At 35.3% G+C, this 13,428-nt stretch carries 11 protein-coding genes; 1 reads left to right on the plus strand and 10 read right to left on the minus strand.

What is annotated here, in order from left to right; translation table 11 throughout:
* Window positions 1–21 precede the first annotated feature (21 nt).
* Together mtaB and ACFFIS_RS02895 are read right to left on the minus strand one after the other, a co-directional pair.
* Window positions 22–1,410 carry a tRNA (N(6)-L-threonylcarbamoyladenosine(37)-C(2))-methylthiotransferase MtaB gene (gene mtaB, locus ACFFIS_RS02890; protein WP_320379215.1) on the minus strand — a complete coding sequence of 463 codons (1,389 nt, stop codon included), beginning with the start codon at window positions 1,408–1,410 and terminating at the stop codon, window positions 22–24.
* A gap of 394 nt (window positions 1,411–1,804) precedes the next feature.
* Window positions 1,805–2,431 (minus strand): CPBP family intramembrane glutamic endopeptidase, encoded by a 627-nt coding sequence (locus ACFFIS_RS02895; protein ID WP_390186081.1) that lies wholly within the window; start codon window positions 2,429–2,431, stop codon window positions 1,805–1,807.
* A 107-nt stretch (window positions 2,432–2,538) separates the two neighbouring features.
* On the opposite strand from ACFFIS_RS02895, the gene ACFFIS_RS02900 reads away from it, so the two are divergent.
* The gene (locus ACFFIS_RS02900; protein ID WP_320379216.1) at window positions 2,539–3,063 is read left to right on the plus strand and encodes an LMxysn_1693 family intestinal colonization protein; all 525 of its coding nucleotides are present in this window, start codon (window positions 2,539–2,541) and stop codon (window positions 3,061–3,063) included.
* 236 nt (window positions 3,064–3,299) lie between these two features.
* Here the strand turns inward: ACFFIS_RS02900 and ACFFIS_RS02905 are convergent, their stop codons facing one another.
* The 8 genes from ACFFIS_RS02905 to lepA form a co-directional block, all read right to left on the minus strand.
* Window positions 3,300–4,058 carry a 16S rRNA (uracil(1498)-N(3))-methyltransferase gene (locus tag ACFFIS_RS02905; protein WP_390186083.1) on the minus strand — a complete coding sequence of 253 codons (759 nt, stop codon included), beginning with the start codon at window positions 4,056–4,058 and terminating at the stop codon, window positions 3,300–3,302.
* A gap of 16 nt (window positions 4,059–4,074) precedes the next feature.
* Window positions 4,075–5,010: a 50S ribosomal protein L11 methyltransferase gene (gene prmA / locus ACFFIS_RS02910; protein ID WP_390186181.1), complete on the minus strand. Its 936-nt coding sequence runs from the start codon at window positions 5,008–5,010 to the stop codon at window positions 4,075–4,077.
* A 113-nt stretch (window positions 5,011–5,123) separates the two neighbouring features.
* Window positions 5,124–6,248, minus strand: coding sequence for a molecular chaperone DnaJ (gene dnaJ, locus ACFFIS_RS02915; RefSeq protein ID WP_320379218.1), 1,125 nt, complete (start codon window positions 6,246–6,248; stop codon window positions 5,124–5,126).
* Window positions 6,249–6,410: 162 nt separating this feature from the next.
* Window positions 6,411–8,243 (minus strand): molecular chaperone DnaK, encoded by a 1,833-nt coding sequence (gene dnaK, locus ACFFIS_RS02920; RefSeq protein ID WP_390186085.1) that lies wholly within the window; start codon window positions 8,241–8,243, stop codon window positions 6,411–6,413.
* 33 nt (window positions 8,244–8,276) lie between these two features.
* Complete coding sequence (gene grpE / locus ACFFIS_RS02925; RefSeq protein ID WP_320379219.1) at window positions 8,277–8,855, minus strand: nucleotide exchange factor GrpE; 579 nt, start codon at window positions 8,853–8,855, stop codon at window positions 8,277–8,279.
* 75 nt (window positions 8,856–8,930) lie between these two features.
* Complete coding sequence (hrcA, locus tag ACFFIS_RS02930; RefSeq protein ID WP_390186087.1) at window positions 8,931–9,962, minus strand: heat-inducible transcriptional repressor HrcA; 1,032 nt, start codon at window positions 9,960–9,962, stop codon at window positions 8,931–8,933.
* Window positions 9,963–10,038: 76 nt separating this feature from the next.
* Window positions 10,039–11,196, minus strand: a complete 1,158-nt coding sequence (gene hemW, locus ACFFIS_RS02935) for a radical SAM family heme chaperone HemW (protein ID WP_320379220.1) — start codon at window positions 11,194–11,196, stop codon at window positions 10,039–10,041.
* Window positions 11,197–11,495: 299 nt separating this feature from the next.
* Complete coding sequence (lepA, locus tag ACFFIS_RS02940; protein ID WP_390186090.1) at window positions 11,496–13,304, minus strand: translation elongation factor 4; 1,809 nt, start codon at window positions 13,302–13,304, stop codon at window positions 11,496–11,498.
* Window positions 13,305–13,428 lie beyond the last annotated feature (124 nt).

Below are 13,428 nucleotides of genomic sequence, written 5' to 3' on the forward strand. Positions count from 1 at the left end.
CAAGAAAAAGGTGCTTTTATATTAAGCACCTTCCAGTTCATTTACTTTCTGTTTAATTTGTGAATGTGTTGCCTCTTCCATAACTCTAACAAAAACACCTTCATTAATTGGATAACCAGATTTTGTGATTTTTACTCTTACAATTTTGCCAATTAAATCTGGGCTCCCTTTAAATTGTACTTTCATATAGTTATCTGTATAACCAATCAGCATATCTGGTTGTTTTTCATCAACAACACGTTCTTCGGGAATGACCTCTAACACTTCATCCTCATATTTGGATGCATATTCCTTTGCAAGTTGATCTGATAACGTAATTAAATCATGAACACGTCGTTCTTTAACTTCATCATCAACTTGATCTTTCATTCTTGCTGCCGGTGTACCTGTTCTCCTTGAGTATGGAAAAACATGCAGTTCGGAATATCCAACTTTTTTAATAAAGTTATATGTTTCCAAAAACTCTTCTTCCGTTTCTCCAGGAAATCCAACGATAACATCCGATGTAATAGCTAAATCAGGTAATGCTTTTCTGATTTTTTCAACTTTACTGTAGTAAAATTCCGAAGAATATTTTCTTCTCATTCTTGCAAGGACAGAATCTGAACCTGATTGTACCGGTATATGTAGATGTCGTACAATCTTCTCTGATTGATCCAACACCTCAATTACTTCGTCTGTAATTTGACTTGCTTCAATTGAGGAAATCCTTATCCGCTTTAATCCATCTACTTTTGTTTCTAAGTCCCGCAATAGCATAGCAAAGTTATAATCCGGTAAATCTTCACCATAGCCCGCCGTATGTATACCCGTTAATACAATTTCCTTATAGCCTGCATCTACTAATTTTTGCGCCTGGTTTATGACGCTTTCAGGATCGCGTGAACGAAGTAAACCACGTGACCACGGAATAATACAAAATGTACAAAAGTTATTACAACCTTCTTGAATTTTTAATGAAGCTCTCGTTCTATCTGTAAATTCTGGAACATCCATTTCTTCAAACACACGGTTTTTCATAATATTCGCGACACCATTAATTGGTAATCGAGTCTTTTTATGTTCTTCGATATAATCAATCATTTTTTTGCGATTTTGTGTTCCAACAACAACGTCCACTCCAGGTATTTCTAAAATTTCACCAGGTGACGTTTGCGCATAACACCCTGTTACACAAACTACCGCATCCGGATTTTTACGCACAGCACGACGTATCACTTGGCGACTTTTACGGTCCCCTGTATTTGTCACGGTACATGTATTAATCACATATACATCAGCCGTACTATCAAAATCCACACGTTCATAGCCTTCTTCCATAAACAAACGCCATATTCCTTCAGTTTCGTAATGGTTCACTTTACAACCTAATGTATGAAAACTGACGGTTTTGGACAGCTTTTCTGGCATTTATATAGCATCCTTTCATTAACTTTTTATTTTAGTTTAATCGTATTTTATCATAACACAAAAAAATAAAAATAGAGCACAAAAAACCTTTCTATCTCCATAAATTAAGCGAAAGATTCTTTTTTTAACTTAATCATCGTCCATAATTAACTCATTTTCAACTTTTTGTAATTCACTCTCCCCATCCTTTTATACTCTATACTCACCATCACTCAAACCAAATGAGAAAACATCCACTAATCAAGGGTACCATTGCTAAAACTAAGAGATTCTGCTCACACCAAATTAAATCATTTACTTTTAAAAGATAGCCTTTTTAATTTTTCACATAAACATATCGATGTCCTGTTATTAGGATTCATCTTATTCTTTATATTGAAATTCCATGTTTCCTTTAAAACAAACTTGTGAAATTCCATAAGATATGAATTATAATTGGACCGTATAACGAGTTTGTTTTCTTATAAACGAAACATGTGATAATGCTGAGCATAAATATAAAAAGTCTCTGCTGCAGAGGTACATTATGCATTAAAGCGAAAATTAATGACGTAATCATCATGCCCAGCCAAAACGGAAGGTATATGCGTGAACAATCCAATATCACTCTTTTCATTAATAACTCTTCCCAAACCGGAACAAATATACAAGTTGCTATTACAAACAACATGATAATCGGTATAGAAGTTATCTGTATAATTTCCATTTCAATATCCTTGTTGCTGACAGAAAGATATGTAACTAGCCCCGACGAAATAATCACGAGTAGATAACCCACGAAGACATAAATGTAATTCTTAATACTTCGAAAAAATCCAAATGTTAGTTTTTCAAAAAAGAAAGCGCGATTTTCTTTAGTTGAAAAAAATATGATTATAAAGAAAAGGCCGGTTACGACCGAATCACCGATATAATCCAGGATAACAAAATCAAAGAAAGTTCTAAAAGTAATAAACAGGAAAATGATGATAGTTAATAGCAAAGTACAAAAAATAAGACTCCACTGCTGTTTCTTCTCCATAGGCAACTTAATTCCCTTCAATATATTTTAGAAAACACAAAGCTTACTAAACTCCATTTCATATTACACATAAATATATAATTTTATATAGATAAAAAGAATCAAATATGGTAGCATTTTATTATAAGTATTTTCAAAAAAAGGAGGTGATTACACTGTATAAAAAAATTAAAGCACTTAATCTTCCGATATTATTACTTTCAATTATTTTATTATTTAGCTTTTCAACAAATGTTTCCGCTGAAGAAAGCAATCAAAATACATATGAAATTGAGGCGATTGATGAAAGCGACCAACAAAATGAAAGTAATGAAGGTCCTAGTTTAGCCTGTGCTACATGTTATCAATATAAGAGCAGCATAGTTTCTCAAACATTGATTTCAAGAAAATATATAGGCACAGTCACAATTTCAAGAAGCACAACCATATCTGGACAAATAAAATTTAAGTATAAGGGTTTTGAACTTTCAATTGGAGGTAAAAATGTTAGCTCCTCCAGTAAAAAATTTAAAGAATACAAGGTAACAAAAAACTATAAAATTCGGATAAAAACCTATAACCCTATGGGGCGATTAATTTCTAATGAAGTGGTCACTAGAAAGATTACTACTACTGAAAGAGTTCCAATATAGAGTTGAACATATTAAACTCCGATTAAATGGCTTCACAATACATTTAATCGGAGTTTTAAGATGCCATAGTATGTAGTTGAATGGCGTAGTATTTCAGTAGCTATTTGGTATTATTTTAAGCCAAAAATTCATCAAGAGATTATTTTGAGTGCTTTTCCCCACCCCTTCTATATGCAGCAACAATCATAAGTGAGGTTACAAGGGTCAACCTAATGTATGAAAAGCTACTGTAGTCATCATCTACACCCCAATTCCTCAAATTGATAGGAAATACTTGCTAACACATATAAAGGAGCCGTTTCTGTTCGTAGTATTCGTGGTCCGAGTCGAACAGGCTGAAAACCATTTTTCTTTAATAGTTCTGCTTCATCCGTTGTAAAACCACCTTCTGGACCGATACACGTAAGAACGCGTTGTCCACTACGCAACTCCTTCACTATTGTACTAAACGATTGAAACTTTTCAACCTTTGCTTCTTCTTCATAAGGAAAAAATTTCACATCATAAGATTGCCCTAATTTGATTAGTTCTTTTAAAGATATTGTATCTAAAATTTCTGGTATTCGATTGCGATGGCTTTGCTCACTTGCCTCCTTCACAATCTTTTTAAAGCGTTGTATTTTTTTATCTGCTTTTCGTTTATCCCACTTCACGACAGCACGGTCAGTCATGAGCGGAATAAATGCACTTGCACCCAGCTCTGTTCCTTTTTGTAAAACAAGGTCTAATTTATCACCTTTAGGTAAACCTTGTGCAATCGTTATTTCAACCGGTAGCTCATTATTTTCATTCAACCATTGAATGACTTGCAACCGAACAGTTTGTTGCTCAATTTCAGTGATTTCACAAATTGCAGCTTCCCCTGTTAACTGATTACATATCACATGGTCACCTATTTGGTATCGTAAAACTTTAATCATATGATGAGCATCATCACCATGCACTTCTAGCACATCACCTTGCCAACTTGACGCTGGAATAAAATACCTTTGCAAAATACCACCAACTTTTTTACTTTTTAGCTACTATACTAACCCAATCCGCCTCTTCGTTTATTTCAACTATTGAAAATCCATTATCTTGCAATGTTTTTTCCACGAGAGACTTTTTCTCCTGAATAATGCCGGAAGTAATGAAGTATCCTGATTGTTTTAAGTTATCCCATGCATCGGGGATTAGTTTTACAATGATATCTGCTAATATATTTGCGACAATCACATCTGCTTCAAGACGTACACCCTGTAGTAGATTATTTTGACTTACATAAAGATTATTACCGATATCGTTCATTTGCGCATTTTGTTTTGTACTTTTTACTGCCACATCATCTAGATCAAATGCATGTACTTGTTTCGCCCCCAACAAAAGCGATGCAATACTTAAAATACCTGATCCGCATCCAACATCTATGACAGTATCATCTTTTTTGAGATACTTTTCGATTGATGATAAACATAGTGTTGTTGTCGCATGTGTTCCTGTGCCAAATGCCATGCCTGGATCTAATTGAATGACAACTTCTTCTTCATTTTCCTTTTCATAATCAATCCATGAAGGATTAATCGTTAGGCGGTCAGTAATCTTAGTTGTATGATAATATTTTTTCCATGCAGTTGCCCAATTCTCTTCGTCTATCTCTCGACATGTTATTTGACCCTCACCCAGATTTAAGCCATATTCCTTTAATAATAGAATATTTTGCTTGATATCTTCTATCTTTCCCGGTAATTCCGAATTACTTGCAAAATAGGCTTTTACACGCACACCAGCTTCTGGAAAATCGTGTGGGTTTAGTTCAAATATTTCACCAAAAACCGAATGTCTTTCTTTATGTAGATCAACCGAATCTTCAATCGCAACGCCACTAGCGCCACGCTCATTCAACATATTGGAAACAGCTTCTACCGCCTCATTTGTCGTATGTATGCATACTTCCGTCCATTTCAACAAATATTCACACTCCTTATCGCAAAAGTACCATTACACATATATGTTCAAAACAAAAATGCGCAATGGTTTTTTACATTAAACTTGAAAAAGAGGGTGATTAACCTCATTCGTTAATCACCTTTAAATGCCTTTTTAAAGCGACTAAATAGGGAATCATCATGTTCAGATGCTGCTTCGTTCCCACCTAGTTCATTAAATTCTCTTAACAATTCCTTTTGTTTATCTGTTAAATTTGCAGGAGTGACCACTTTCACTTGCACATGCTGATCTCCTTGACCATGTCCCCTTACATTTGGTGCACCCTTACCACGTAATCTGAATACTTTACCCGTTTGAGTTCCAGCAGGTATTTTAAGCTTCACTCTACCATGTACAGTCGGGATTTCTACATCATCACCAAGCGCAGCCTGAGCAAATGTTAATGGGTATTCACAATAGATATTGTCTCCATCACGTTCAAAAATCGGATGATTTCGAACGTTTACAACGACATACAAGTCACCCGGAGGTCCACCATTAACCCCAGCTTCACCTTTACCGGAAACACGAATTTGTTGCCCTTCGTCAATACCTGCTGGAATGGAAATTTTGATTGTCTTATGTTTTTTCACGCGACCTGACCCACTACATGTTGTACATTTATCTGTAATAATTTTCCCGGTACCTTGACAATAATGACAAGCACGACGGTTAACAATTCTACCAAATGGCGTATTTTGTTCCGTATTTAACTGCCCTGTACCATGACAGTGTGAGCATGTGGATGGCTGCGTCCCAGGCTTAGCACCCGAGCCATGACAAGTTTTACATTCTTCTTCAGTAGGTATTTTTATTTCAGTTTCTTTACCAAATATTGCTTCTTCAAAATCTAGTACAATCGTATATTGCAAATCAGCTCCTTGTTGCGGTGCGTTAGGATCGTTTCTACGACCACCACCACCAAAGAACATGTCAAATATATCACCAAATCCTCCAAAGTCCTGACTACCACCGAACCCTCCAAAGCCTTGTCCTTGTGCTCCTGCATGGCCAAATTGATCATACTGTGCTCGTTTTTGTTCATCACTTAGTACTTCATATGCTTCTTTTACTTCTTTAAACTTTTCCTCAGCGCCTTCTTCTTTACTTACATCAGGATGATACTTTCTAGCAAGTTTACGATAAGCACGTCGTATATCATCCTTCCCTGCACTCTTTTCTACTCCTAGTACTTCATAATAATCACGTTTACTCAATTGTAAATCACTCTCCCGATTCACTATTACATAGGTTATATATTACCATCATTTATAGTGTAATAACAAATATCGTATATTGTTTTAAGCGATAATTGCGTTATCCATATGAAAAAGTCAAAGTCAAGAATATCCCGACTTTGACTTTTTTCACTTCATTTATTATTTTTTCTCATCATCGTCTACTTCACTAAAATCAGCGTCTACGACATCCTCATCTGCTTGACTATTTGTTGCCTCGCCTTGTTGTGCTTGATTTTCTTGGGCCATTTGTTCATAAAGCTTAACTGACAACTGTTGAACATGTTGTTCAAGTGCTTCTTTTTTAGCCTTAATTTCTTCTAAGTCTTTTCCTTCTAATGCCTTCTTCAATTCTTCTTTAGCAGATTCTGCTTGTGCTTTATCGCTATCTGAAACTTTATCTCCTAAATCTTTAATCGTTTTATCAGTCGTAAAGACAAGTTGATCAGCTTCATTTCGTAAATCTACTTCTTCACGAAGTTTTTTATCAGCTTCAGCATTTTCTTCTGCCTCTTTTACCATACGATCTACTTCTTCATCTGATAAACCGGAAGATGATTTAATCGTAATAGATTGTTCTTTATTTGTTCCCAAATCTTTCGCACGAACATTTACAATTCCATTTGCATCAATGTCAAATGATACTTCAATTTGTGGCACACCACGTGGTGCCGGTGGGATGTCTGATAATTGGAAACGACCTAATGTTTTATTACTTGCAGCCATTTCACGTTCTCCTTGCAATACATGAATATCAACAGCATTTTGGTTATCTGCTGCAGTTGAAAATACTTGAGATTGACTTGTTGGGATTGTTGTATTTCTTTCGATTAATTTTGTAAACACGCCACCCATTGTTTCAATACCAAGTGATAGCGGTGTTACGTCAAGTAGAAGTACATCTTTTACATCTCCCTGTAGAACACCACCTTGAATAGCTGCTCCTAATGCTACTACTTCATCCGGGTTCACACCTTTGGATGGTTCTTGTCCAGTTTCACGCTTAATAGCTTCTTGTACTGCCGGAATACGTGTTGAGCCACCAACAAGTAATACTTTATCAATTTCACTTGCAGACAAACCAGCATCAGATAGTGCTTTTCGTGTAGGTATCATTGTACGTTCAACTAAATCAGCTGATAACTCTTCAAATTTCGCACGAGTTAATGTCATTTCTAAATGTAGTGGTCCTGCTTCTCCAGCTGTAATAAACGGTAATGAAATTTGTGTTTGCGATACGCCAGAAAGGTCTTTCTTTGCTTTTTCAGCTGCATCTTTTAAGCGTTGTAAAGCCATTTTATCTTGTCCTAAATCAATACCGTTTTCTTTTTTAAATTCTTGAACCATATGATTGATAATAACTTGGTCAAAGTCATCTCCACCTAGACTATTATCACCTGCAGTTGCGATAACTTCAAATGTACCATCACCAATGTCAAGAATCGATACATCAAATGTACCTCCACCAAGGTCAAATACCAAAATAGTATGGTCTTGATCACTTTTATCGATACCATATGCTAATGCTGCAGCAGTAGGTTCGTTAATAATACGTTCTACTTCTAGTCCAGCAATTAAACCTGCGTCTCTCGTAGCTTGGCGTTGTGCATCGTTAAAGTAAGCAGGTACAGTAATAACAGCTTTTTCAACCTTTTCACCAATGTAATCTTCAGCATAAGATTTTAGATGTTGCAAAATGATAGCAGAAATTTCTTGTGGTGTATAATCTTTATCTTCTACATTTTCCTTGTAGTCTGTACCCATATGACGTTTAATAGATTGAATTGTATTTGGGTTCGTAATTGCTTGACGTTTTGCAACTTCTCCTACTTGTCTTTCACCATTTTTAAATGCTACTACAGATGGCGTTGTTCTGTTACCTTCCGGATTTGGGATTACAACAGCCTCTCCACCTTCCATAACAGCTACACATGAATTTGTTGTTCCTAAATCAATTCCAATTATTTTACTCATAATAATTTTCCTCCTTGCAAATTATACGACTTTTTATTTATTAACTTTTACCATCGCTGGTCGGATGACTTTATCCTTAAGTAAATAACCTCTTTGTAATTCTTCTACAACTGTATCCGTTTCATATTCTTCTGACTCAACTTGCATGACCGCATGATGAATATTCGGATCAAATTTTTCACCAACTGTTTCAATTGTAGATACACCTTGTGATGTTAATGCATCCATTAGTTGACGCTGTATCATCAACATACCTTCAACAAAACTTGCAGTATGCTCCGTTGTTTCGGCCTGAAGTGCTCTTTCAAAGTTATCTAATGCTGGTAATAACTCTGTCACAAGATCTTGCGATTGGTATTTACGAGCATCTTGTTTTTCTTTTTGACTTCTTCTTTTAAAATTATCATACTCTGCTTGAAGTCGTAACAGTCGCTCGTATAAATCTTCCTTTTCCTTTTTTGCTTTTTCTAATTCTCCCTGTAGCTTTTCGTAATCAGCTGCTTGTTCAGGTCGTACTTCATCTTCTTTCACATTATCGTCCTGTTTGCTTTCCATTACTTCTTCTACTTCTTCTACTTTTTCTTCAACATCTTCTATATTTTTATCTACCACAGTGCCACCTCCACCATTATATAAATTTACACAAAACAAAGATGTAGTGGGGAAAGAGAATCCACTACATATAGGCTACTCTTTGTTTTTATACCATAAGTGTAATGCTTGTGTCATTTCACTTGATAATGTATTTAATAAAGTAATAACCTTCCGATATTCCATGCGAGTAGGGCCAAGTAGAGCGATAGTGCCTAATTGATCTTCTCCAATATCGTAAGTAGCTGTGATTAAACTAAAGTCTTTAATTGCGTCTACTTTATTTTCATTTCCGATTGTAACTTTGATGCCTTCTTTCGAGCTTTTAACGATATTTACAATTTCTTCTTCATTTTCCATCATGGCATAAAAAGCGCGTATCTTTTCAACATCATGAAACTCAGGTTGTAATAATATATTGGACTTTCCACCAATATATAGTTTAACTGGTTGCTCATGGAAAAAAGCAAGTTGTAAATATTTAAATGCCTTTTCAAAATCGTTCATATATCTTTTCATTAAGAAGGCGATTTCCTTATTCAACACTTCCTGGAAACGAATAATCGGCACACCAATTAGTCGCTCTTTTAAAATATTTACCATCTTCTCAAGTTCTGACGAATTCATTTCCGCCGGAATAGAGAATGAACGATGTTCTACATGACCTGAATCGGTCACTAAAATTGCTACTGCTGTATGTTCTGTAAGGGGTACTATTTGTAACTGTTTTAACTTTGTTTCAAAAATTTCAGGGCCGAGTATAATGGATGTATAATTTGTTAATCCAGAAAGTACTTCTGCCGCTTTTTGTACAATCTGCTCAAATTCAAAAAAACCATCCTGCATAATATTTTTTAAGATGTTCATATTGCTTTTTTGAATTGTTGGTGCAATAATGTGATCCACATAATAACGATAGCCTTTTTCAGATGGTATTCTCCCAGAAGATGTGTGCGTTTTTTCCAAAAATCCTAACTCTTCTAAATCAGCCATCTCATTACGTATCGTTGCGGCACTATATGTGATTTTGTCCTTCTTGGCTATTGCTCGTGAACCAACAGGATGGGCGGAATTGATAAAATCATCAATTATTACACGCAAAATCATTAATTGCCTTTCAGTTAGCATGTCTTTCACCCCTGTTAGCACTCTTCTATTGTGAGTGCTAATACTATTAATAAATTATCAAATCCCGTTTTTTTTGTCAATGCACACGCTCTAAATCAAGAGCATCTATTAAAAAATGTTCAAATACATCATTACCAAACAATACTCCTTGGTCAGTAAGTTTTAAAAATCCATCTTCTATTTTTAACCAACCTTTTTTTATCAATAATTGAATAGGCTGTTCATAATATTTATCAATTGAAAAACCAAATTTCTTGTGGAACTGTTGTAGTCCTACTCCAGTTAATTTCCGTAAACCTAAAAATAGTTCTTCCTCCAAACGTTCTTTTAATTCAATTTTCTCAATGCGTAAAACAGGATTACCATCTGCCATTGCTTGTTTGATATAGGCGGGGATAGGTTTAATATTTAATGTTCTTTTTCCCGGTAAATAACCAGATGCACCTGCACCAAAACCATAATAATATTCATTATTCCAATAGGTTAAATTATGCATACTCTCATATCCTGGTTTTGCAAAGTTACTTATTTCATAATGTTGCAATTCATTTTGTTTCATTATGTTACACAATACGTTATACATTTCTACTTCTTCTTCTTGTTCTGGACGATGAAGTTGACCTTTTTGATATCGATTGTAAAAGATTGTCTGTGGTTCAATTTGCAATGAATATGCGGAATAATGCGGTAGTTGGAAGGAAGTAGCCTCTTCTAACGTACGCTGAAAATGTTCCACAGTTTGATTTGGCAAGGAATATATGAGGTCAAGACTAATATTAGAGAAACCTGACTTTTTCAGATCGTTTACGGTTCGATATACATCCTCTACTTGGTGCGCACGGCCAAGTGATTTTAACATTTCATTATCAAATACTTGAACTCCTAGGGATACTCTATTAACCCCATATGCTTGAAGTAGGTTTATTTTATCAGCATCAAAATCTCCAGGATTTGCTTCAATTGTAAATTCTTTACATGTATGAACATCAAACTTATGATGAATAATTTCCATCAATTTACGTAATTGTTGTAATGTTAAGGCTGTTGGAGTACCACCACCGATAAAAATTGTTTTCACTTTATTTTGTGTACCTTCAACTGTTTCATTAATTTCCTTTTCTAATGCATCCATATATTGTGTCGCCATCTGTTCATTATAAAATATTTTTGTAAAATCACAGTAGTGACAAATATGGTGACAAAAAGGAATATGGATATAAACTGATTGGATCATGACAAAACTCTCCTTCAGATAAGGCTTTTTACGATTCTTTGTTGCCTAGTTAACGTATATTGTGAACTAGTGAAAACTTATCCCATCCTACTGATGATTGGGATTGTATATCCGCTCCGGAGGCACACTTTGCTTTCCGCGGAAAGCGAAGTAATCTTCCGTAGCGGTGTTATAGCACTAAAACTATGTGAAAAGGAACGATAATACCTAATTAGTTAGTTCACAGTTTGAGTATATTGTGTAGAAACAATAACGGAAAAAACTTTTCTGCAATGATGCACAAAAGTTTTTTCCCTTGATTAGTCATCATCCATTTGTAATACAGACATAAATGCTTCTTGCGGAACTTCAACGGATCCGACCATTTTCATCCGCTTCTTACCTTCTTTTTGTTTTTCTAGTAGTTTTCTTTTTCGCGAAATATCTCCACCGTAACACTTTGCAAGTACGTTTTTACGTATCGCTTTTATTGTCGACCTCGCAACAATCTTATTTCCGATAGCTGCTTGAATAGGTACTTCAAATTGCTGTCTCGGAATAAGCTCACGTAATTTGTCTACGATAAATTTTCCACGTTCATATGCAAAATCACGATGAACAATAAAGGAAAGCGCATCAATTTGTTCACCATTTAATAAAATATCCATTTTAACTAAGTTAGATGGTTTATAACCAATAAGTTCGTAGTCAAATGAAGCATACCCTTTTGAGTGTGATTTTAATTGATCAAAAAAGTCATAAACAATTTCCGAAAGTGGAATTTCATAGATAACATTCACTCGGATATCATCCAGGTATTCCATATTGATAAACTGCCCACGTTTCTTCTGGGCTATCTCCATTACCGCACCTACATAATCATTTGGTACCATAATCGTTGCTTTTACAAATGGCTCCATAATATCTTGAATGACTTGTGGGTCAGGCATTTTAGATGGATTATCAACGCGAATCATCTCACCATTTGTTTGTTCTACTTCATAAATAACACTTGGTGCTGTAATAATAAGGTCAATTTTAAATTCACGTTCAATTCTTTCTTGAATAATTTCCATATGTAATAGTCCAAGAAAACCACAACGAAAGCCAAAACCTAAAGCCTGTGACGTTTCCGCTTCATATTGTAACGAAGAATCATTTAATTCCAGTCTTTCAAGTGCTTCTCGTAAATCGTTATATTTATTTGGATCAATAGGATATAACCCACAGAAAACCATTGGATTTAGTTTTCGATAACCAGGTAATGGTTCTATAGCAGGATTGTTAGCGAGTGTAATCGTATCTCCGACATGCGTATCTGCCACATTTTTCATAGATGCTGTTAAATACCCTACGTCTCCAACATGTAAAACATCTTTTGATTCTGGCTTCGGATTGAATACACCTACTTCATTTACTTCAAAGTCTTTCCCTGTAGCCATCATACGAATTTGATCGCCAACTTTAACAGAACCTTCTTTGACACATATGTATGCAACTACTCCACGGTATGGATCATATAAAGAGTCAAAGATGAGTGCTTTTAATGGACTATCCTCATCACCTTCAGGCGGTGGCACAGCCTCAACAACCCGTTCTAATATTTCATCAATACCTATATTTGCCTTAGCAGATGCAAGAATAACATCATCGGGATGAATGCCAATTACCTCTTCTAATTCCTTTTTTACTCGTTCTGGATCGGCATTCGGTAAATCAATTTTATTAATAACGGGAATAATCTCCAAGTCATTATCTAAAGCTAAATAGACGTTTGCTAATGTTTGTGCTTCAATTCCCTGGGCCGCATCCACCACAAGTATAGCTCCCTCACAAGCAGCTAAACTGCGCGATACTTCATATGTAAAATCGACGTGTCCAGGCGTATCGATTAAATGAAATGTGTAATCTTCACCATTCTCACTTGTATAATGAAGTTGTACTGCATTCAATTTTATTGTTATTCCACGTTCACGTTCTAAATCCATTGCATCCAAAAATTGTTCCTTCATCTCACGTTGGGTTAAAGCTTTTGTGTTTTCTAATATACGATCAGCTAGCGTTGATTTTCCATGGTCAATATGTGCAATAATTGAAAAGTTACGTACATTCTCTTGTCTTTTTGTCATTAATGATCTTCACTCCTACATATCCTTTACTTTTTATCTAAGCAAAGGAGTGTCCACTTACATGAATAGCTAGCATTGATTATAGCAGTAGCCCCCACTCGTTTCAAGAATGAAGTGGGGGCTA

This window comes from Paracerasibacillus soli (assembly GCF_042432965.1).
Taxonomy (GTDB): Bacteria; Bacillota; Bacilli; order Bacillales; family Amphibacillaceae; genus Paracerasibacillus; species Paracerasibacillus soli.